The 20,566-nt window shown below is 47.7% G+C and carries 15 protein-coding genes; 7 read left to right on the top strand and 8 right to left on the bottom strand.

The features are described from left to right. The first annotated feature begins 178 nt into the window (after positions 1 to 178). The 3 genes from H6F90_RS08135 (at position 179) to H6F90_RS08125 (ending at position 3,001) form a co-directional block, all read left to right on the top strand. On the top strand, positions 179 to 1,237 hold the full coding sequence (locus H6F90_RS08135; RefSeq protein WP_190551831.1) for a PDDEXK nuclease domain-containing protein: 1,059 nt from the start codon (positions 179 to 181) through the stop codon (positions 1,235 to 1,237). 73 nt (positions 1,238 to 1,310) lie between these two features. Beyond that, on the top strand, positions 1,311 to 2,063 hold the full coding sequence (locus tag H6F90_RS08130) for an AAA family ATPase (protein ID WP_190551829.1): 753 nt from the start codon (positions 1,311 to 1,313) through the stop codon (positions 2,061 to 2,063). Beyond that, a complete protein-coding gene (locus H6F90_RS08125) occupies positions 2,063 to 3,001 on the top strand; it encodes a ParB/RepB/Spo0J family partition protein (protein ID WP_190551827.1) in 939 nt (312 codons plus the stop codon). Before H6F90_RS08130 ends, H6F90_RS08125 begins: the two co-directional genes overlap by 1 nt. A gap of 106 nt (positions 3,002 to 3,107) precedes the next feature. Here the strand turns inward: H6F90_RS08125 and H6F90_RS08120 are convergent, their stop codons facing one another. After that, positions 3,108 to 4,640: a tyrosine-type recombinase/integrase gene (locus H6F90_RS08120; RefSeq protein ID WP_190551825.1), complete on the bottom strand. Its 1,533-nt coding sequence runs from the start codon at positions 4,638 to 4,640 to the stop codon at positions 3,108 to 3,110. Positions 4,641 to 5,563: 923 nt separating this feature from the next. Between H6F90_RS08120 and H6F90_RS08115 the strand changes: the two genes are divergently transcribed. Further along, the gene (locus H6F90_RS08115) at positions 5,564 to 7,279 is read left to right on the top strand and encodes a hypothetical protein (RefSeq protein ID WP_190551823.1); all 1,716 of its coding nucleotides are present in this window, start codon (positions 5,564 to 5,566) and stop codon (positions 7,277 to 7,279) included. Between the two features lie 4 nt (positions 7,280 to 7,283). Here H6F90_RS08115 and H6F90_RS08110 read toward each other — a convergent pair whose 3' ends face one another. The 5 genes from H6F90_RS08110 to H6F90_RS08090 form a co-directional block, all read right to left on the bottom strand. Continuing rightward, the gene (locus H6F90_RS08110) at positions 7,284 to 7,745 is read right to left on the bottom strand and encodes an HNH endonuclease (protein WP_190551821.1); all 462 of its coding nucleotides are present in this window, start codon (positions 7,743 to 7,745) and stop codon (positions 7,284 to 7,286) included. Beyond that, entirely contained in the window at positions 7,742 to 8,131 is a 390-nt protein-coding gene (locus tag H6F90_RS08105; protein WP_190551818.1) for a hypothetical protein, read from the bottom strand. Before H6F90_RS08105 ends, H6F90_RS08110 begins: the two co-directional genes overlap by 4 nt. 5 nt (positions 8,132 to 8,136) lie before the next feature. Further along, positions 8,137 to 8,715, bottom strand: a complete 579-nt coding sequence (locus tag H6F90_RS08100) for a hypothetical protein (RefSeq protein WP_190551816.1) — start codon at positions 8,713 to 8,715, stop codon at positions 8,137 to 8,139. A 174-nt stretch (positions 8,716 to 8,889) separates the two neighbouring features. After that, positions 8,890 to 9,417, bottom strand: a complete 528-nt coding sequence (locus H6F90_RS08095; RefSeq protein WP_190551814.1) for an IS1 family transposase — start codon at positions 9,415 to 9,417, stop codon at positions 8,890 to 8,892. Further along, positions 9,414 to 11,108, bottom strand: coding sequence for a recombinase family protein (locus H6F90_RS08090; RefSeq protein WP_190551812.1), 1,695 nt, complete (start codon positions 11,106 to 11,108; stop codon positions 9,414 to 9,416). Before H6F90_RS08090 ends, H6F90_RS08095 begins: the two co-directional genes overlap by 4 nt. A 628-nt stretch (positions 11,109 to 11,736) precedes the next feature. Between H6F90_RS08090 and H6F90_RS08085 the strand changes: the two genes are divergently transcribed. After that, positions 11,737 to 13,686 (top strand): SUMF1/EgtB/PvdO family nonheme iron enzyme, encoded by a 1,950-nt coding sequence (locus H6F90_RS08085; RefSeq protein WP_190551810.1) that lies wholly within the window; start codon positions 11,737 to 11,739, stop codon positions 13,684 to 13,686. 171 nt (positions 13,687 to 13,857) lie between these two features. After that, positions 13,858 to 15,714, top strand: coding sequence for an SUMF1/EgtB/PvdO family nonheme iron enzyme (locus tag H6F90_RS08080; protein ID WP_190551807.1), 1,857 nt, complete (start codon positions 13,858 to 13,860; stop codon positions 15,712 to 15,714). Between the two features lie 131 nt (positions 15,715 to 15,845). Here H6F90_RS08080 and H6F90_RS08075 read toward each other — a convergent pair whose 3' ends face one another. After that, positions 15,846 to 17,738: an SUMF1/EgtB/PvdO family nonheme iron enzyme gene (locus tag H6F90_RS08075; RefSeq protein ID WP_190551805.1), complete on the bottom strand. Its 1,893-nt coding sequence runs from the start codon at positions 17,736 to 17,738 to the stop codon at positions 15,846 to 15,848. A gap of 155 nt (positions 17,739 to 17,893) precedes the next feature. Then, positions 17,894 to 19,660 (bottom strand): hypothetical protein, encoded by a 1,767-nt coding sequence (locus H6F90_RS08070; protein WP_190551803.1) that lies wholly within the window; start codon positions 19,658 to 19,660, stop codon positions 17,894 to 17,896. A 180-nt stretch (positions 19,661 to 19,840) separates the two neighbouring features. On the opposite strand from H6F90_RS08070, the gene H6F90_RS08065 reads away from it, so the two are divergent. Further along, positions 19,841 to 20,485: a recombinase family protein gene (locus H6F90_RS08065; RefSeq protein ID WP_242024390.1), complete on the top strand. Its 645-nt coding sequence runs from the start codon at positions 19,841 to 19,843 to the stop codon at positions 20,483 to 20,485. Positions 20,486 to 20,566 lie beyond the last annotated feature (81 nt).

Genomic DNA, 20,566 nt, shown 5'->3' with positions numbered 1-20,566 from the left:
GTCAGCCAAGTTCGTCATCGTGTAGTTAATCGGACTGCTTAGTAAGTACTGGCAGTAATCCAGTTTGGTGAAGCTCATGCCTCTAGTTTATGTCTGTCTCTGCGTAAGTCCTGTGTAAGTTAAAGGGTGTTCTTAGAATAACGCTATGATTTGCCCATAGCTTGGAGTTGATGTTCTTGTGCCTAAGCCAGGTTCTTTGTTTCCCATTGATGAAAACTACACTGCCTTTTTGCGATCGCTAAAGGAGCGAATACGTCAGGCACAAATTAAAGCAGCATTAGCTGTCAACAACGAACTAATCCTACTTTATTGGCAGATTGGTCGCGAGATATTGAATCGGCAGCAGCAGGAAGGGTGGGGAACAAAGGTCATTGAACGTCTAGCACAAGATTTGAAGCGAGAGTTTCCTGATATAGGTGGATTTTCGTCCCGCAATCTCAAATACATGCGAGCGTTTGCTGAAGCATATTCGGATGAGCAAATTGTGCTACGCTACGCTGCACAAATTCCCTGGCGGCATAATCAGGCGCTACTAGATAAGTTGAAAAATCTTGAGCAGCGACTCTGGTATGCTCAGAAGTCGTTTGAGAATGGCTGGAGCCGCGACATTCTGGTAACGCAAATTGAAACTAACTTATACATACGCCAGAGGGGAGCAATTACTAACTTTGAGCGCACTCTACCGGATCTAGACTCTGATCTAGCTCAGCAGTTAGTCAAAGATCCCTATAACTTTGATTTCCTGACTATTAGTGAAAATGTTAAAGAACGGGACTTGGAACGAGCTTTAGTAGAGCGCATCCGAGACTTTTTATTGGAGTTAGGTATTGGCTTTGCCTTTGTGGGTAGCCAATACCGTTTGGAGGTAGAGGGTGATGAATACTTCCTTGATCTGCTTTTCTATCACCTCAAGCTGCATTGCTATATTGTGATTGATTTGAAGGTGACAGAGTTTAAGCCAGAATATTCTGGCAAAATGAATTTTTATATTTCAGCCGTCAATAACATTCTGCGTACAGAGGTAGATGGTCCAACAATTGGAATTATTCTATGTCGCTCCAAGAAAAAAACGACGGTTGAATTCGCGTTAGATACTGTACAAAACCCAATTGGTGTCTCCACTTATAAGCTACGTGATGAACTGCCACCTGCTTTGCAAAATTGCTTACCTACAGTTGAGCAGCTAGAGATGGAACTAGAAGCGGCAGTTTCTGCCTTAGAGGAAGAGCAGAATTAATTTTTCAAAAGTATTTGTGACAGGTCGGCGTAAACTCGCTGTACACTAACCCTGTGTTGCAACAATTTGAATCGTGGCAAAGGTTATCTCATTTTTTAACCAAGCTGGGGGCACAGGTAAAACGACCTTGGCAATGAACTTGGGATATTCACTTTCCCAACAAGGACACCGTATTTTACTTGTGGATATGGATCCACAGTCCTCCTTGACTGTTTTCATGGGAGTGCAGCCTCATGAACTTGAGGACACTGTTGCTCAAAGCATCCTAGATAGAAAACCGCTGCCTATTCTAAGCGGAGTTCATCAAATGGATCTGGTTCCAAGTAATTTGACGCTTAGTGCTGCTGATGTAAAGTTGGCAACAGCGATCGCTAAAGAGACCCGCCTCAAAAAAGCTCTCTCTCCGGTTGAGTCTGCCTATGACTTTGTCTTGATTGACTGCCCTCCAACGTTGGGCGTTCTGAGTATCCTCTCCCTCGTAGCATCGACCCACATCCTAATTCCAATGCAAACTCAATATAAGAGTTTCGTTGGCTTAGATTTGCTGCTGGGTACAATCAGTGAGCTTCAGCAAGAGGGGGTCGCCGCAGACCTGAAAATTGCTGGAGTAATTCCTAATCTGCACGATCGCACAGCCCAAAGTAAAGAGATTTTAGAGGCGGTGACAGAGCAATTTGGTGGCGTTGCACCCGTTTTCCCGCCTATTCCACGCGCAATCGCATTTGCAGACGCTTCAATGCAGCACTTACCGCTAGGGCTATATGACCCTAAGCACTCTGCTCTCGCTGTCTTGACAACCATTACTCAAAGTTTGGAGTCCTTGTAGTGCCACCTCGTCGTAAGGCTGTGCCTCAGCCTCAGCTTCGTAATGTTGCAGCCATTCTCAACCGACAGAACCCTGCTCAGTCCGCTCAACCTGCTCAGCCAATTTCACTTGAAAAGATTCATTTGCCTGCAAAGCAACCCCGTCGTTTCTTTGATGCAGACAAAATGGCTCAACTAGTAGCATCTGTGAAAGAGTTTGGCATTCTAGAGCCGCTTCTAGTTCGTCCATTGAAGAGTGGTGAGTATGAGCTGGTCGCAGGGGAGCGGCGGCTACGGGCAGCTCGTGAGTTAGGACTGACTGAAGTACCCATTGTGGTACATGATTTGGATGAGCGGCAAGCGCTTCAAGTGACTTTGATAGAGAATCTTCAGCGAGAAGACTTAAACCCGATTGAGGAAACAGAGGCAGTCTTAGACTTACTGGCGATCGCTCTTGAAGTACATAGAGATGAAGTAGTATCTATCTTGCATCAATCGTATAACGCTAAACAGCGTGGTCAGGAGTTGAATCAGAACGTTCTGATTCAACTTGGGGAGATTGAATCATTACTCTCAGAGATAGGTCGCTTCACCGCCGGAACTTTTCGCTCTAGCCGGCTTCCGCTTTTGAACCTTCCTGATAATGTTCTGTCTGCCTTACGAAACGGGGAGATCGAGTACACCAAGGGCCAAGCGATCGCTCGAGTTAAAAATGAAGCCCAGCGAGCCGAACTGCTCAAACAAGCAATCTCTGAGAACTTGTCGTTGAGTGAAATTAAAGCAGGGATTAAGGAATTTGAGTCTCAGCCAGAACTAGCGCCAGAGAAAGCAATTGCTCAGCGATGGAGTGAAATTGGTAAGCGCTTACAAAAGGGTAAGATCTGGAGCGATCGAAAGAAGCGGGATCGAATTACAAAACTATTGAATGAGTTGGACAAACTAACCGCAAGCGATGACTGAATAAGAAGTTAGCGCTTGTAGTTGGCGTTGAGTTTGACGTGATCCCGTTCCAGAGCACCAGCGGAAATAGCGATCTCACGAGCGGCCTATGCAGTTGTCATTAGGTCTATTTAATGTCGTCCAATATTCGGCGATCTGTCGTGCTAAGTGTACGCCTGGGGCTGCCTCCCTTCTTTTCCTTGTTTCGTTTATCGTAAAGCTCTCGTTGGGTCTCTGGGCTATGGTGCATCGCGACCGCCAGCGCATTCATGTCAGCATCAGAGCAGCCCCGTTCCATCACGTGAGTCACAAACATATCTCTTAATAAGTGAGGTGTAACAGCTTGGCCTTTGATCCGATATGCAGCCTGCCGGATGTACTCCGATAGCGTATGTTGCTTCATCGGTTCGCGATTCTTTTGGGTGAAAAAGAAGTTGTGCTCAGGATTGTAAGTTGCACGGAGCCCTCCAGAAAGATTCAGCTTGCTTAATCCGGGAAGCTTAGAGCAGTCATAGAGCCAAGCATCAATATAATCGTAAAAACGAGTGCCATCTCCAAAGTCAGGGTTAGAGACCTCACAGCGAAAATCACCGTAAGCCTTGCCGGTTTTGTATTCATCGGATCTTAAGCAGATGTACCAGCGATCGCCTTCCCAAAGTAGGCTACGTCCTACTTCAAGGCTCCGAATCACCTGCTGACGCATCGGGGGGATATAAGTTAAAAACGCACACATGAGATAGCGCTGTAGCGAGTGAGCAATCCTGAGCAGCCTTGGCTTGGCGCAAATATAAGCTGCTTGACAGTACTCTTGCCTAAGAGTTTCAACAACTTCCAACCAGTCTTCCCAAGGCAACCACTTCTTGCTGATGTCTACTGGAGAAGGAGCATTGCGCTGACGTTTAGTTACATCCTGGATTAGGACTCGTATTCTTTTAACAATAGGAACATCATCATAGTTAGCTACTTCGTGCCTATTGGTTTCAAAGCGATACAGGAACTTAGCAACGTTAAGACAGGCTCGTAGAAAGGCATACTCTGTTCTAGGATGAGCCTTACGTTCCTTTCTTAACCAGGATAAATATTTACGGAGCCTGACTTCCGTAGAATCTGCCGCTCGCACCGCCTCTATTCTCAACTCTTCCTGACGTAAGAGCCGTTCAGCTAATTCCAACCGAACCGGGAGATTGTCAATGGCTGTCCTTAAAGGGACATATTGAATCAGTGTTTCTAAACTTAGGTCATCGAGCGGCACGTTTTCATAACGATAAAGCCAGCCTAGTCCTTGGTATGCTCCTTGAAGAGCCCATTTAACAGAGGTAGGTGTTTGCTTTAAGTCCTCAGATAGGAATTCTTCAAAGTCCTGAAGCTGTTTCTGTAGTACTTTCGGAATGGTATCTCCTTTAACAGCACCTAAAGCATAATACTCTTGCCGTTTTCGCTGCGTCGTTCGGACGTCTTTAGCGTAATCTTTCTTCTTTAACGGTCGTCGTTCGACCCTTAGTTCTAATTGCCACCAGTTTTGGGCATCACAAAACTCTAAGAGCTTTTTTAGAGCGTGTCGATAAGTACGTTGACTACTGCTCGGAACCTCGAGTTGCTCATAGACGCTCATCTGGACTTCGAGAGCATTGTTTAGCTGCTCCAAGCTGATCTTTTGCATAAAAGTTCTAGCAGCTTGGATCTCTTTAGCTGAGACCCGACCCGTTTTCGGATGCGGCAACCCCCAACCAGGTAGTGTGTACCTAATGAGAGCGCTTTGCAGTTGATGCAAAGTTGCACTTGCTTTGCCAGGTATCTCAGTTTTTACTTCAGCCTCATAATTCTGCAGCACCTCGACTAGGTTCTTCGGCTGAAGGAATTTTCTAAGTGTTGTTATAGAAGCCATACGGTAGCCGCAGCCACTTCGGTTCTAAATAGTACTCCTTGCATTATAAGAATGCAAAACTTTCCGACGTGACATATACTCGTAAAAAGTTATAAATGTAAGTTGGTTATTAGGAGGAAGCAGGCAGTCTAGCCGCTGCCATCAATTGAAAGAAAAGGCGATCGCGGGTTGAATCAGGTAAACTACTGAACAAGCTTGATTGAAAGGGAGGAAAACCGTGATTTTTAGGGATGCTCGCTATGTGATGAAGAAGGAGCAAATGATGCTCTAAGCACCCTAAAAGGCCAAAACCCCAACTGCTCGCAACAGAAGGGGCCGAAAAGCCGTTGATTTTTTGACGGAATAGAAGGGGACTTTAACTTCGATGCTTGGCGGCTCCTAGTTAAGTCACCCACGTTGCCATGCGTCTATATTACGGTCATTTGGCATAAAGTGACAAGGCCTTTTTCACCGTTTTTCAACAGACCAATGGCTCTCTATTCCTCTCTATATAAGGGATGGAGCAGATCTTAGAAAAACTAACCGTACAGGAATATTTTTTAGTTTGATCGTGCTCTTTCCCATGCCCCCGCGCGTTTGGGACGGAGAGACCATGTATCTTTATTGTGACGATTGCCCTCGCTTGCAGGGGAACCAACCGAATCAACTCATTTGGCACTCTCTGTCCCGTTACCCTCACTGGACTAGAGAGTTGCATCATGCCCCGCGAACAAATACCTCACTGTGAAAGTCAGGCGATCGCCTCCCGACCTACTCGTCAGCGTCTACCAGAACCCCTGCCCCGCGACCCCTTAGGTCAGCGCTTGTGCCAGCTCTTCCCCTACCCCTGGCAAGCGATCGTCGCACCTATCCCTACCGACGCTGGCCAAAAACCTGCTTGGCAGACCCTCATGCAGTACCCCCTCAAGCCCCGTAGTCTCTGGACTTACTGGCAAGATGCCGCTCAACTCGTCGGTGTTCGCTTTGGCCCCACCACCTACCACGGACTCATCGACCTCGACGCCCTCAGCCTGCACCACCCCACCCGCGATCGCCAAGCTCTCACCACCCTCAGGGCTGCCCTCGCCAGCATCGGCATTCATGAAACCATTTTGCTGCGCTCCAGCTGGAACGGTGGCCTTCACCTCTATATCCCCTTATCTGAAGCCGTCCCCACCTTCGGCCTTGCCGTCGCTCTCAAACACTGCCTAGAAGCTCACCACCTGCCCCTGCAAGCAGGCCAACTCGAAGTCTTCCCCAACGTCAAGCGCTACAGCAAACCGGGAGAATACAGCGAATACAACGCCCATCGCCTGCCCCTACAACCCAGCAGTGGCTCTGTCCTGCTCAGCGACACCCTCCAACCCCTGTCCAGCGATTTGTCCTCCTTCTTTCAGCAGTGGGACCAAGCCGCCGCAGCTCAGGACCTAGCGCAACTGCATCAAGCGATCGCCCAGGCAAAGAAGCAGCATCAGTACCGCTCCTACAACCACCGCAGCAACACGGCCCTGTGGCAGCAAGAACTAGAAACTGAAATCGAGCAAGGGTGGACCGGACCCGGGCAAACCAACCACCTGCTCAAAACCATCGGCTGCTACGGTGTCGTCTTCCAATCCCTCTCCGGTGAAGCCCTAGCCCATTACATCAAACACACCGCCATCCACAGCCCTGGCTACCAAGAGTGGTGCCAACACCAGCACGAAATCAGCCGACGAGCCCAGGAATGGGCTGAAGCCGCAGAAAACTACTACTGGCCTCTCGGGACTAGTCCCAAGCGCAATCGCACCCTTGCTCCAGGTACTGCTGCCAACAACATCGTCAACTTCAACCAGAAGCGAGCAGAAGATGCCCAAACCCGAATCAAACAAGCTGTCCTTGAACTGACCCAACAAGGCCAGCTACCTGATCAACTAACTGCCCGAGCCCAAGCGATCGCCTCCCTAGCACAGTGCAGTCACAGCACCTTGCAGAAGTACAAAGAGCTGTGGCATCCTGAATGGTATGTAATAGAGCCACCAGAGCCAGTTGCAGCTTCATCACTAGCTCCAGCAATCGAACTCCAAAAACTACCAGAAGACGTTTCTAGAGAGGAATTACACACCTCTGCCTATATGAAGGGTGGGGGGGCTGAAGCGAGTTCTCTGGGAGAACGAAGTTCTTTTTCTTCACAAGGGGAGGGTCCAGGGAGGGGGAAAACCAGTTTTCCACAGCCTTTGACTCTACCTTCTCAGATCGCTTCGGATGATCTCAGTGATGTGATTGTGGGAATTCAGATTCAAGTCAGGCGATTGCGATGGACTGTGGAGCAGACCCACCAGTTCATTGCGGATCACTTCCACGGCAAGCGCCGAAGCCAGCTGACGGATGACGAGTTACTGTGCTTGCTTTACCGATTGAGAACGCGATTGCTTCAGCAGGATTTGCCTGATGTCTAAGAACTTACTCGGTCTCAATCTGCTGGTGAGGATTCAATTTTTGCTTCAGTAACTCATGCCGTAGTCTGGAAGCGCTAACCATGTCGTTGCTCTTCTTTTTATTGCATGCCCAGCAAGTGATGACGAGGTTTTGTTTGTCGAGCGTAAGTTTTGGGAAAAGCGATTTGGGCAGGATGTGCTCAACAGTTGGATGTTGAGGCTCTAGCATGAAGTCTCCGTTGGCCAAGTAAGTTTTCTCTCCAAAACCCATCTGGATACTGCAACAAGCGCATTTCCAGTTTTGCCGTTCTAATTGCTGCATCCGCCAGTTATGCCAGTCCTGACTACCTTGCCAACCCTCGTAAAGTAGCTTGCCATCGCTCCGTCGTTGTTTGAGCTTTTTCTGAAGTTGTTGGGCTTGGGCAAACTTAGTCTCTGCTGCGGCTAGAGCAACGTCTGAATCCGGAATTTGAGGTGATTCGCTCATGACTTCTGCCTCTTAGTACTGGTTGCAGAATTTGCTTTTTTTAAGCGCTCTACCTTAGCTTTTGTCTCAGCAAAGAGATCTTCGGCGCGGAGGTTTAGGGTTTCAGCGTATTGCAGTTGCTCAAACCCACTCATGCCGAAGGGGGCATCTTGAATCTGTTCGGCAAGCGATAGAATTGCCCATCGCAGGGATTGAATTGCGTTGCGCGTAGTTGCCTTAGAGCGTTTATTCTCGATCAGCTCTTTGCAGCGATCGCTCACCGCAAACAAGTCATAAACATTGGTACTGCCCTGTTTACGAATGGGAGTCAAAGCTTTGGTCACCAGTTCGGCTTGGTATTTACTAGCTCCCATCTCAATCAGTTGCTTGCGAGTAACAGTTTTCATGGGCACTAAGCTTTCTGAGCTGCATGGAAGGACTGGCGATCGCTGCCACAATGGGGACAGAAACGGTATTCTGGTGCGGCGATAATACCGTTGCAATTGGAACAGTACTCGCTGGCCTCATCTGCTTTAGAGCCAAACAGCCATTTCGCAAATGCCTGTCCAGCTTGTAGAGGTGTCATTTGAGCGAATAGTTTAATGCGCTCTCTCAAGGAAATCAGCTCTTTCATAGCGCTGCGCTGGGTGACGATGACATCCTCATAATCTTGAGCAACTTTCTCCCACTCCTTGGCTTCACTTTGCAAGCGATCGAGTTCCTGCTCGTGGTTGTGTTGCTGTTCGTCAAAAGTTTCTAGTAGGTCTTCTAGCACTTGCCGATGAACTTCGCCTTCTTTATCTAATTGACTGCGCAGGTGAGTCAGCAGTTGGTTTTCGGCTTCAAACTGTTTGGCCTGAGATTCGACTTGCGCCCGGTACGCTTCAACCTGTTGATGCTCACTGCGGGCAATCTGTAACAGCTCATTCTTTTTGGTGCGGCCCAGGATAGTGGAGTCAGCTAATTCCCAAAAGTCCTTTTTTCTTGGCATACCCCACTGCATCCTCGGCAACGACAAGCAGTGTCTTAACGAACTGGCAGGGAGGCGATCGCCAAGGCACTACTCTATAATTGCCCATTTACAAGTGATGACGAAAGATTGTTTGTAAAGCGGGTGTAATTAACAGGCAAGAAATTTGTAAACCGTGGGTCAAGTTTTTGCGCGTTACTCAGGCTGTTTTGGTTCATCGCCGTTTAACGATGAATCTTTGATTTTCTCGAAGAGGGATAGCTGTACAGGATTGCTGGTTTCCTCGCTGAAGGGAATTGCCAAGTCCGATTCTGTAAACGTTTGTGGTTGGACAGGAGCCAGCACAGGCTTACTGTTCTGATAAAAAGTCGGCTCGGCAACCCTGGCTGCCCGTTCTTCTGGGCTTAAGTGCCGGAGCTCTTGCACCTTGGCTTTGACCGCCTTGGCAAAAGCTTGGAAGTAGCGACAATCTTGGCACTTCACGTACTTACCGGCATACGGGCAACACTTCGGCAAATTTTCCTCCGAAATGTCCTGCCGACAGTCCTTGCAACCATACTCACAGCCATTGCGGCTTTGCATAAGCCGAACCACGCGCTCCGACTTGCAGTGGGGGCACAGTAATTTACGGATCTCTCTGGTTTGACGCCACTCTTGCAAGACAGCCTTGCGGGCAATCAAAGTCAGATTCTTCTCAGCTTCAAACGTAGATTCCACATTCATAATGCCTCAGCCTCCTCTACCTTTTCAGTTTTGAAATTGATTTGTTTGACTTCACCGTGCTGAATAAATATCTTCTCGACCATCCGGGGATAGAGCTTCACCTTGGCGTCATTCGTCAGGGTTTCCCAAAACAGAAGATTATTGCCCGAGAAGATGATGGACTCCACATCTTCTCTCAAGAAAGACTGAATCGCCCTTTCCTCTGCTTGCATCTCCGCTAGAAGCGATCGCTTTTTTGTCTCAATATCTGGATCAAATCCTGGATAGTCCTCCAGGTAGCGGTACTGACGCTGTAGCTCCTCCAATCGCTCCGACTTCTCCAGCTGACGACCCTCGCTTTCTAGATAATGCTCAAAGCGGATTGCACTCAGTCTTTTTTGTTCGGCTTGCACCTCTGGAGTCGGCTCCTGTAGCTGTAGAAATTGCAGAGCATGACCTTCTAAACTCTTACTCTTGCTTTGGAAAGCCTTCTCATGCATGAGCCGAGACTTGGCAACTAATTGGCCAATTAGCTTCTGTTCAATCTTTGACTTCTCAGCCGAGCCTTTATTGCCACAACCCATTCCCGCATGCCGACAAATAAAGTAGTGGTATTTCCCCTTGCCACTGTTCTTCGAGGGACACTTGGCTCCGCACTCGTAACAATAGACCAGCCCGCTGAGATAAGCATAGGGTCGATAAAGGTCGGCACTGTTCGGATCTCGAATGAAGTTGCTACCACCGACATTGAGATTCACCTCCAAAATATGGCGAACCTCCTCTGCCTCTGCTTCACTTAAAAGCCGCTGGTCTGGATGAGTATCTCGCTGAAGCACGCTTTGAGCCGGATTCCGCTTGGGCTTCTGTCGCTTGCTAGCCGTAGCCCAGAGGTTGTATTGGCTGTGTCCACAGAGAACCGGGTTAGTTAACCACTGACGGAACCCACTTGGAGTCCAGCAAGGCACGGTATTGTCAGCCTTTTTCCGTTTCTTGGTGCCTGGTTTCTTGATGACTCCATACTTCTGAGATATGTGCCGAACTGCTGCTTGAAGACTACGCTCCTGGAAAAAAATGCCAATCGAATCTAGAGCAACATCAGCAACCGTTTTGCCCTCGTAGTTCTGCAAGATCTGGGCCCATTCCGCCTCCGAAAACTCGCTCTTCAACTCCTCCAAGAGTGGAGCCACAGGCCGCTGATCCAATTGATAGCGTTTATTGAATGTCACATATCCCCAGGGACAGGATTCATTCGCGTACTTCTGTCGGATGCGGTACCGCTTTCCGTGGCGGACTCGTTCCGACAGCAAATCCGTCTCCCACTCTGCCACCGCACCTAGCAACCGCGCCATCAGTTTGCCCGTCGGTGTCCTCAGATCCAGCTGTTGATCCAGAATCCGCAGGTTGACCCCACTGTCTTCAAAGAGCTCAATACACTTATTCAGTTGGCTTAGGGATCTAGTTAAGCGATCAATACGGGTGAAAATAACTTCGTCAACTAAGCGGTTGAGCACCAAGCTCATCAGGTGTTGAAACTGAGGTCTATCGTCCTTACTGCCAGACTCGATATCGAAAATAATTTCAGTTGCTCCAGCCTCCCGTAAGCGAGCGATTTGTTGTTCAAGAGCTTGAGAATCCAGTGCTTGCTCAGGAGAGGAAACCCGGGCGTAACCAATAACACGAAGGACTCGCTGACGCTCATTTTGAAGAATCATAAAGCCTCCACGTCAGAGATAAAAGTCAATTCTGCAAGAACAAGAGTACCATAATTTGCATGTGTGAAACCTTAACTACACACGTGCAAATAACAACGTATAGTGAAGCAGAGATAGTGAAGCAGAGAAGTAGTTTTTCCTTTGAAGAGGCCGCTATGAAAAGATCGATCGCTGCTACATTCGGGTCCTTAGTCTTGAGCCAAAAGAAAACTCTCAAAGACTTGAGCAACAAATTGCTTGCTTACAGGAAGCTGGAGCAACTGAGGTTTTTGCTGATGTATCAACGGATACGACAACGAAACAAACTGAGTTAAATCGATTGATGGAAGCAGTTGGGACAGAGCAAGTCCAAAGAAGTGGTGGTAACTTGAACTGATCGCATGAGTCAACCTTTGCAAGAGTTAACCAGTTGCTTAAGGTATTTCAGGAAAGTGGAGCGAACTTAAAGACTCTAAGGCTCTAAAGTACTCGTTTCATTTGACCTGAACAGCAATAGTAGTAAGTCCAGTCCACTGTTACAGCTTTTCTAGGAGGGTGGAGGCTACAAATTAAAATAACTGCTAAGGAATAGTTGGAGAGTAAGGATTTTGGCTAGTCGGGTTAAAAGTGTTCCTATTAGGCATGACTAATGGGTAAGAACTGGGCGATCGCCATCGGCATTAATCAATACCGCTACCTGCAACCGCTGCAATACGCGGTGCGAGATGCGGCTGCCATGTGTGATTACTTCAGTAGCGAGGTCAGATTTGACCAAGTTTATTATTTTGCAGACAACTCTCCACCCGTTGAGCAGGACTATGGACCACCGTTAGACTCGGCTCCAACCTTTACAACCCTAAAACGGTTTCTGCGCTCCCGATTTGAACAACCGTTTCTGCAAACAGGCGATAATCTCTGGTTCTTCTTCGCCGGGCATGGCATTAGGCATGAAGACCGAGATTACCTGATGCCGCTCGACGGTGATCCGGGAGACGTGGACGGAACCGCTATTCCTCTTAGTTACGTGACAGATCGCCTGCGTCGCAGTGGTGCGGATAATGTTGTTTTGCTGATTGACGCCTGCCGAAGTGAAGGAAAACGAGCAGGGCTAGGAGTGGGTGAAGAAGTGCAGCAGGGTGTGATTACCCTGTTCTCTTGTAGTCCACGGGAAGCATCTTACGAAATTGATCAGCTCCAGCAGGGAGCTTTTACCTACACCTTGCTGCAAAGCTTGCGACTGCAAGGTGTAGGTAACTGTGCCACCGTAGAACGGTTAGATCAACACCTGCGCTACCACCTCCCCCAACTGAACCAGCGCTATAACAAACCGCGCCAAACTCCCTACGTCACTGTAGAACCTGCTGCTAAATATCACCTGATTCTGCTCCCTCGACAAGCCACACTACGGGATGCCGAAACCCTGAAGATGGAAGCGTATAAAGCAGAGGCGAACCGTAACTACGACCTGGCAGAACAATTCTGGATTCGAGTGCTAGCAGTATCTCCAGCCGACTCGGATGCGATCGCAGGGATTCGGCGGTTGCCTCAACAGCCATCGGAGCCAGCGCCCAGTGCTCCACCCCGTTTCGACTCATCAGGCAGCCGTCGGGTTGTAACTCCTGGCCCACCCATTTCAGGACTGTCTCGTCGTCGAGTGCTGCAAATTCTAGGCTTTGGTGGAGTCGGGGTGGGTGGTGCAGTGATAGCCTCTCGTTTGATCCAATCTCCTTCTCCTGTGCCTCCTGGAACTCTCCAATTAAAGCTCGTGGAGTTTACCGTGGTCACGGTGAATGATCAGGGAAACAGGGTCAAAGAGAAACTAGGTCGTGCCGGTATTTTCAAAGAAGGCCTGGAGGGCGCGATTTTGGAGATGGTAGGAATTTCTGGAGGAACCTTTACGATGGGGTCACCCGATAATGAAGCAGAGCGTGAAACCCATGAAGGCCCGCAATGGAAGGTGACCATTGATGCGTTCCTATTGGGCAAATATCCAGTCATCCAGTCTCAGTGGCAGGCTGTGGCGAAGTTGCCCAAAGTTGAGCGAGATTTGCAACCTGCTCCATCTAATTTCAAGGGCGCTAACCTGCCTGTCGAGCAGGTCAGTTGGAATGATGCTGTAGAATTTTGCGCCCGACTCTCCAGGGAAACAGGACGAGAATATCGTCTACCTAGCGAAGCGGAGTGGGAATACGCCTGTCGGGCTGGCACGACGACTCCGTTCCACTTTGGTCCAACATTGACGACCAATCTAGCAAATTATGATGGGACTTTTACCTATGGATCTGGGCCAAAAGGGGAGTATCGCCAGAAGACAATGGCAGTGGGCAGTTTTCCATCAAACGCGTTCGGGTTGTACGACATGCACGGCAATGTGTGGGAGTGGTGTGCAGATCACTGGCATGACAATTACCAAGGAGCACCCAGTGATGGCAGCGCTTGGATCTCTGGTGGGGATTCAAATTCTCGGCTGTTGCGCGGGGGGTCGTGGGACGACACTCTCGGGGGCTGCCGATCTGCCAATCGCCTCAGGATCGACCCGGACGGCAGGAGCAGCGGTATTGGTTTTCGTATTGTCTGCGGTTCCGCATGGACTGTTTAGCCTTCTACCCTCTTGCTCTTTACCCTCTATTCTTTCCCCTCTCTTCTCTTTCGCGCGTAGCGCGATCGCACTTTTCGCCAACTGCTCTTGCTTCCTCAGCTTCAAATTCTTGCTAGGGATTTAGGCCATTGATTACGCTGGGGTTGAAAGAAAAAGGATTAGGCCAGTTGAATGGGCAAGAATTGGGCGATCGCCATTGGCATTAATCAGTACGACAACTTGCAACCGCTGAGCTATGCCAAGCGAGATGCAGCAGCGATGCGCGACTATTTTCTTAATGAAGCTGGATTTGAGCAAGTCTACTACTTTGCTGAAGACGCTCCAAATATCGAACAAACTTATGGCCCACCCTTTCAGCCGTTACCAACCTTTGCCAAACTCGATCGGTTTCTTGATGTTCGCTTTGAGCAGCCTTTTCTACATCCCGGTGACAACTTTTGGTTCTTCTTTGCAGGGCATGGCAAGCGGCACCGCGATCGCGATTACTTGATGCCCAGTGATGTCAACCCTCGCAATATTGAAGGGACAGCGATTCCGCTTCACTACGTCACCGAGCGATTACGTCGCTGTGGGGCTGATAATGTGATTCTGCTGCTTGATGCCTGTCGTAACGAAGGCGATCGCGATGGAGAGGGGATCGGAATTGAAACCCAACAGGGGGTTGTTACCCTATTTGCCTGTAGCCCTAATGAGCGATCGTACGAGATCGATGAGCTGCAGCAAGGAGCTTTTACTCATGCCTTACTGCAAGGCTTACGCATTCAGGGAGAAGGAAACTGTGCCACTGTGGAGCGTCTCTATCAGCATCTGCGCTATCAAGTGCCAGAGCTGAACCGTCGATATCAGAAGCCGAGGCAGACACCCTACACTATTGCTGAACCTGCCACCAAGTTGCACCTGATTCTGCTACCTAAGCAGGCCACACTGGCCGACGTCACCATCCTCAAAAACGATGCGCTAGAAGCAGAAGCAGAGCAAGACTGGGAACTGGCGGAACAGTTATGGACACGCGTGCTGATCGTCTTACCAGGTGACCAGCAGGCCATCAAAGCGATCAAGCGAGTTGCAATCCGCTCCGCAACAGCTTCCTCTCGTGTCACTCCAGCAGAGCCTGTGCCTGCCTCCAGCCGATCAACCAGTGACCCAACCAAAACTTCAAGTCCGGTAATTGCCGCCCCTCCAAAGCCAGCACCCGCTATTCCTACCTTTGAGTTTGACATTATCAAAGTGAATGCTCAGGGCCAACAGATTAGTAAACAGCGAGGACAGGCTCAGTATTTTACGGAAGACTTGGGTAGCGGGGTGATCTTGGAGATGGTCTCAATCCCAGGTGGCGAATTTCAAATGGGCTCGCCTGATAGGGAGGGAGGTAATGATGAACGGCCCCAACACTCTGTTATTGTTAAACCCTTCCTAATGGGGAAGTATCTCGCTACGCAAGTACAGTGGAAAGCTGTCGCAGGCTTGCCGAAGGTCAACCGTGACCTTGAACCTGATCCAGCCTACTTCAAAGGAGGTAGTCGCCCGGTTGAGCAGATTTCTTGGTATGAAGCGGTTGAATTTTGTGCTCGCCTGTCCAAGCAGACAGGTCATGAGTATCGTTTGCCTAGCGAAGCTGAGTGGGAGTATGCCTGTCGAGCCGGAACGATGACTCCCTTTTGTTTTGGCGAGACGATTGTCACGAATTTGGCTAACTATAATGGCAACTACCTTTATGCATCGGAACCCAAAGGAAAATATCGAGAACATACGACAGAAGTTGGCAGTTTTTCACCAAATGCATTTGGCTTATATGACATGCATGGAAATGTGCGGGAATGGTGCTTAGACCATTGGCACGATAATTATGAAGAGGCACCCAGTGATGGGAGCGCTTGGGTAACAGGAGGAAATTCAGATTTGCGGCTGCTGCGCGGAGGTTTATGGAACTTCAATCCCGGATACTGCCGTTCTGCTAATCGCAGCAGGAACACCCTGGATAGTTCCTACTACTATATTGGATTTCGAGTTGTTTGCGGTTCTGCATAGACTTTTTAGTCCTCTGTCCTCTAGCCCTTTTGCCCTCTACTCTTTTTTTCCCTTTCGCGCTGCGCGCTCAAATTTTGACTGGGTTGTGGATATAGCGGGAGTAGTTGTAAGGATAGCAGTGTGGTGTAGCGTCATTGTGAAGTCATAATGTTTGATGGGATGGAGACAACAACACGAAAGCCAAGGTCACTATCGCGATCATCAGGTTTTGCCTGGCAACGGTATGCAGAACGACAAGCAATGGGATCACTGGTCCAAGACCCACCCCGGATTACACGAGAGGTACAGTCCCCTCCGTCTAGCCACGCTCTTCCATCTGTAGGTGCTCCATTATAGTAGTCATGCCAAACGTCTTGGCACCACTCAGAGACATTGCCATGCATGTCTGTTAAGCCAAATGCATTAGAACAGGAAAACACAGTAACCGCATTGGTTGACCGCCGATACTTTCCTGTTGAGCCGTATCCATAAGCGTACTCACCGTGATAATTTACTGCGTCTGTTCTAATGGTCTCTCCAAAATGAAAGGGAGTTGTGGTGCCAGCTCGACAGGCATACTCCCACTCAGCTTCAGTTGGTAAACGATACTCACGTCCTGTGTAGCGAGTCAAACGGTTGCAAAACTCTACAGCTTCATGCCAACTTATGCACTCTATAGGATGAGTCTTACCTTTGAATTTGGCAGGATTAGCTTCTAGCTCTAGATCCACTGTAGGCAAAAACGACACTACATTCCATTGAGCTTGAGTAACTGAATACCGCCCCATCCAAAAAGGTTGCACCTTGACCCCATGTTGCGGACCTTCACGCTTGGTTCGTCCTTGTTCACCTCGAGGTGAGCCCATCTTAAAGGCACCACTTGGAATTGAGACCATCTCTAGCATCACTCCGCTGCCTAGGTCTTCAATGAAATATTGAGCCTGCCCTCGCTGTTTGGTGAGTTGTTGCCCTTGGGCATCCACTGTGACAATGTCAAACTCAAACGTAGATATTGCTAGTTGTATTACGGAAGGGTTTATAGTTACTGAACTTAAATTTTCAATTGGAGCAGTGGTTGAGCGACTAAGAGTAGATGCAGTCGAAGGCGCTACTGGGGCATTGTGAGTCGGTGTTGTAGCGGCTTTGACTGCAACTCGTTTGATCGCTTTGATAGCCTGTTGGTCTCCTGGCGAGACGAACAACACACGTGTCCATAACTGTTCCGCCAGTTCCCAGTCTTGCTCAACTTCTGCCTCCAATGCATCAGTTTTCAGAACCCTCAGATCTACCGGAGTTGCCTGCTTTGGTAACAAAATAAGATGGGCCTTGGTCAGCGGTTCTACGTGACCATAGGGTATCTGTCGAGGTTTTTGGTAATGGTTGTTGAGTTTCGGTACTTGACTGCGGAGGTACTGATAAAGCCGCTCTACAGTGGCACAATTGTCTTCACCTTGCATCCGTAAGCCTTGTAGTAAGGTATAGGTGAAGGCACCATGCTGTAATTCGTCTATCTCATACGACCGTTCATTTGGGCTACAGGAAAACAGGGTAACGACTCCTTGCTGTGTTTCTAGGCCGATACCTTCTCCGTTGCGATCTCCTTCATTACGGCAAGCATCCAGTAGCAAAATCACGTTATCAGCTCCACAGCGACGCAATCGTTCCGTGACGTGGTGGATCGAAATTCCAGTTCCTTCGGTGTTGCCAGGGTCGGCATCCAGAGGCATTAGATAATCACGATCGCGATGTCGTTTGCCATGTCCTGCAAAGAAGAACCAGAAGTTATCGCCTGGATGGAGAAAACGTTGCTCAAATCGGACTCTCAAAAAGCGAGAGAGGATGCCAAACGTCGGTCCAGAGCGTAGGGGCGGACCAAAGTCGGTTTCAATCGGTGGGGAGTCGTCGGAGAAGTAGTAAACTTTTTCAAACCCTAGGTCCTGTAAGCAATAGTCACGTACGGCTTCTGCATCCCGCTTGGCATAGTGCAGTGGCTGCATGTTGTCATACTGATTAATGCCAATGCAGATTGCAAAGTTTTTCCCCATTTTCTTCTGGCAGCAATCATCTACAATTGCTTACTAATAAGCCTTTTCGTCTAAGAGCTGAAACACCTTAATTTCAGAAGAAGTTAAGGTGAAGGTAGAAGCCTATTTTCGCTACTCATTGATGTTGAAATAGCAATTTTGATAACATTAAATTATTAAGGGATTTCACGTATCGTTGGATTGAGTCTTTGCTGTCCTTCTATTTCTATCTTGTGTAAACGATTGTCGAGCGTCCAGAAAGACATGGAGCCTAAAGATAATAGTACTATTACTATCCAAAAAATGGTTGTAAAATTCTTTTCAGCTTGAGCTTGCTTGTCTTTCATAGCTTTAGTACAGGTTGAAAATTCGTTGATGAATTCAGCCACAGCCTGAAATTGAGCTTTTGAATTCTCTGAATTAGACTTTAGCTCTCTAGCTAGCTTGTCAACCTTGCCACTCAAGTTATCAATATTAGCTTGTTTGACTTCTACAGTTTTTTCTAGAAGAGCTATGTTTTTTCTCAGATTATCAACATTGATTCGGCTAGTTTCTATAGCCTCCTTTAACAAAACTATCTGATTGTTTTTACTATTGATTGTACTCCAAATATCATTTTCAATTTGTTGAATGTTTAATGTGTATTGAGTAACCAGATTATTATTGTCTTCTTGCAGCTTTACAAGCTGTGTTTTGACCTCATCTAATAATTTTCTGCTGTCAGCAATAGTGCTTTTAGCTTCACAAGATAACTCTTCTCTTACTTGCTGAAACTCTTGCTGCAACGTACTTTGTTTCTGTTTTATATCATGTTCAATTTCATATATATTTTGATACAATTTGGCTTTTAATGCCTCTTCTACTTTAGAAATAGATGCTTTTATTGCAGAGGGTGATTTTTCTATTTCTAGCTCAAACCGTGCAATCCTTTCTTGGATGCCATCTAGTAAATCGATGTTATAAGTTACCTTGCTAAATCGTTGATAAGCATCCAAAAGTACACTTAATACGGTATAAGTTTCTTTTTCTTCTGTAATGTTTCTATTTTTCGAGCTGATATAGTTTTCAACTTTTAGCTGTGCCGCATGAATCAGTTCATCAGCGCTGCAGCGATTTACTTGAATCTCATCAAGTTGACATTGTTCAATATTAGGCCTTTCTTTCTTAGGCTCTGGAGTTATGTCTAATTGATCACTATAGAATGCACTTAAGACTCTTACTGCTTTCTGCTTTTCATAACTATATGCATCTGCAATTAATAGTCTTCTTCTAAGCTCTCTATATTCATCTATAAGTCTTTCAGATATTGTAAAGTTTTTGTTGTCATAGGGACTATTAAGCTCTCGATTGTCCGGGTTATTTCTGATGAAATTTTCAATCCACTCTGCAATGTCAGCAACAGACGGAGGAATTTTTTCGATTGCAATCTTTGCTTTAAGCACTGAGAGAGTGTCAATTGCATCCTGTTCTAATTTCCTTTTTTGACCTAATTCTTTGATTAATGCTAATTCTAACTGCGTAATAATGTTTTGTTTGACCATTGACTCAGCTAGAGTAGGATTGACTCTTACTGAGTGACGTTTCATTAAGGAAAAGAGCAGCTTGACCTCTTTCTGGATCGGATTGTCATCACCAAACTTTTCAATACAAGTTGAGCCAACTCGAGCAACATATCCAGTGAAACGGTTTTTAATGTAGGTGACATACTTAACTTCTTCACCATCAACATCACCTTGACTACATAAACAACTTGAATTTGGTTCAACGTCTGCACTAGCCACAAACCACTGCTCAGAAAGATCTTGAAGGTTTTCCAGAGTGGCATTGTCTACATCAACATCTGTTTCAGAAAACTGAACAAGTCGACAGACTAACAAATCAAACTTCACCCGTCGGTTTTCGCGCTTGTATAGATCAGGGCGATCGTTGATGAGTTTGTGCATAGTAGAGCGCTGTTAAGCCTTGTTTGTGTGTAAACCACTGATTATGCAATAATTCCCGTCAACGTAATGCTGGGCATTATAATTTTGCACAAACGCTTGATTATGCAATATTTTGTTGACAACGAAATACTAAATATTTCAGTGTTGCATAAACCTATTGCTTAATATGGTTGAATGGCAATGGGTTTATGCAACGAATGGACGATGCTGATTGGCTACGCACGGGTCTCGAAGGTAGAGGGTCAAGATACAACGGTTCAGCTTCAGGCGCTCAAAACTGCTGGGGCTGAACGTATCTTTGAGGAACATGCTTCTGGTGGCCGGTGGGATCGCCCACAATTACATCGGGCTCTGGATCAATTACGGCTTGGTGATGTCTTTGTGGTCTGGAAGCTCGATCGCCTCTCGCGATCGCTCAAGGATTTGCTGACGATTATGGAGAAGATTGAGGCCAGTGGCGCTGGGTTTCGCAGTCTGACAGAAGCAGTCGATACAACAACTCCAGCAGGCCGAATGATGATGCAGATGGTGGGAAGCTTTGCAGAATTTGAGCGCTCCATGATTCGAGAGCGTACCAAAGCAGGACTGGAGGCTGCTCGCCGACAAGGAAGGGTCGGAGGACGTCGCCCAAAACTGACTCGGCAGCAACAAGATGCGATCCTTGAAATGGTCAACCAGAATGAGAAGAGTGGGTCTGAAGCGGCCCGGCTATTCAATGTTCATCCGTCTACTATCAGTCGTTTAGTTGCAAAACATCGACAGCAGAAGTGCCTCAACTCAGATCTTGCACCTCGTAATCTGAACCTCCCACCCCTGCTGCTGTAACAGCATGCGCTTTTGCTCAACTTCCTGAAGCAACAGGGCAACAACCACCTCGCCTAGGCAGGCTCCGAGCACGGTTGTCGC

This window comes from Trichocoleus sp. FACHB-591, from assembly GCF_014695845.1.
GTDB lineage: Bacteria > Cyanobacteriota > Cyanobacteriia > FACHB-46 > FACHB-46 > Trichocoleus.
The sequence above is the reverse complement of the archived record's forward strand: the minus strand, read 5'-3'. Positions and strand labels throughout refer to the sequence as shown.

Excerpts from the sequence above, each read along its gene's own strand:
- H6F90_RS08105 (WP_190551818.1), bottom strand. The coding sequence starts at position 8,131 with ATGAAAACTGTTACTCGCAAGCAACTGATTGAGATGGGAGCTAGTAAA.
- H6F90_RS08090 (WP_190551812.1), bottom strand. The coding sequence starts at position 11,108 with ATGATTCTTCAAAATGAGCGTCAGCGAGTCCTTCGTGTTATTGGTTAC.
- H6F90_RS08100 (WP_190551816.1), bottom strand. The coding sequence starts at position 8,715 with ATGCCAAGAAAAAAGGACTTTTGGGAATTAGCTGACTCCACTATCCTG.
- H6F90_RS08070 (WP_190551803.1), bottom strand. The coding sequence starts at position 19,660 with ATGCACAAACTCATCAACGATCGCCCTGATCTATACAAGCGCGAAAAC.
- H6F90_RS08085 (WP_190551810.1), top strand. The coding sequence starts at position 11,737 with ATGGGTAAGAACTGGGCGATCGCCATCGGCATTAATCAATACCGCTAC.
- H6F90_RS08075 (WP_190551805.1), bottom strand. The coding sequence starts at position 17,738 with ATGGGGAAAAACTTTGCAATCTGCATTGGCATTAATCAGTATGACAAC.
- H6F90_RS08110 (WP_190551821.1), bottom strand. The coding sequence starts at position 7,745 with ATGAGCGAATCACCTCAAATTCCGGATTCAGACGTTGCTCTAGCCGCA.
- H6F90_RS08080 (WP_190551807.1), top strand. The coding sequence starts at position 13,858 with ATGGGCAAGAATTGGGCGATCGCCATTGGCATTAATCAGTACGACAAC.
- H6F90_RS08065 (WP_242024390.1), top strand. The coding sequence starts at position 19,841 with ATGGGTTTATGCAACGAATGGACGATGCTGATTGGCTACGCACGGGTC.
- H6F90_RS08115 (WP_190551823.1), top strand. The coding sequence starts at position 5,564 with ATGCCCCGCGAACAAATACCTCACTGTGAAAGTCAGGCGATCGCCTCC.
- H6F90_RS08095 (WP_190551814.1), bottom strand. The coding sequence starts at position 9,417 with ATGAATGTGGAATCTACGTTTGAAGCTGAGAAGAATCTGACTTTGATT.
- H6F90_RS08120 (WP_190551825.1), bottom strand. The coding sequence starts at position 4,640 with ATGCAAAAGATCAGCTTGGAGCAGCTAAACAATGCTCTCGAAGTCCAG.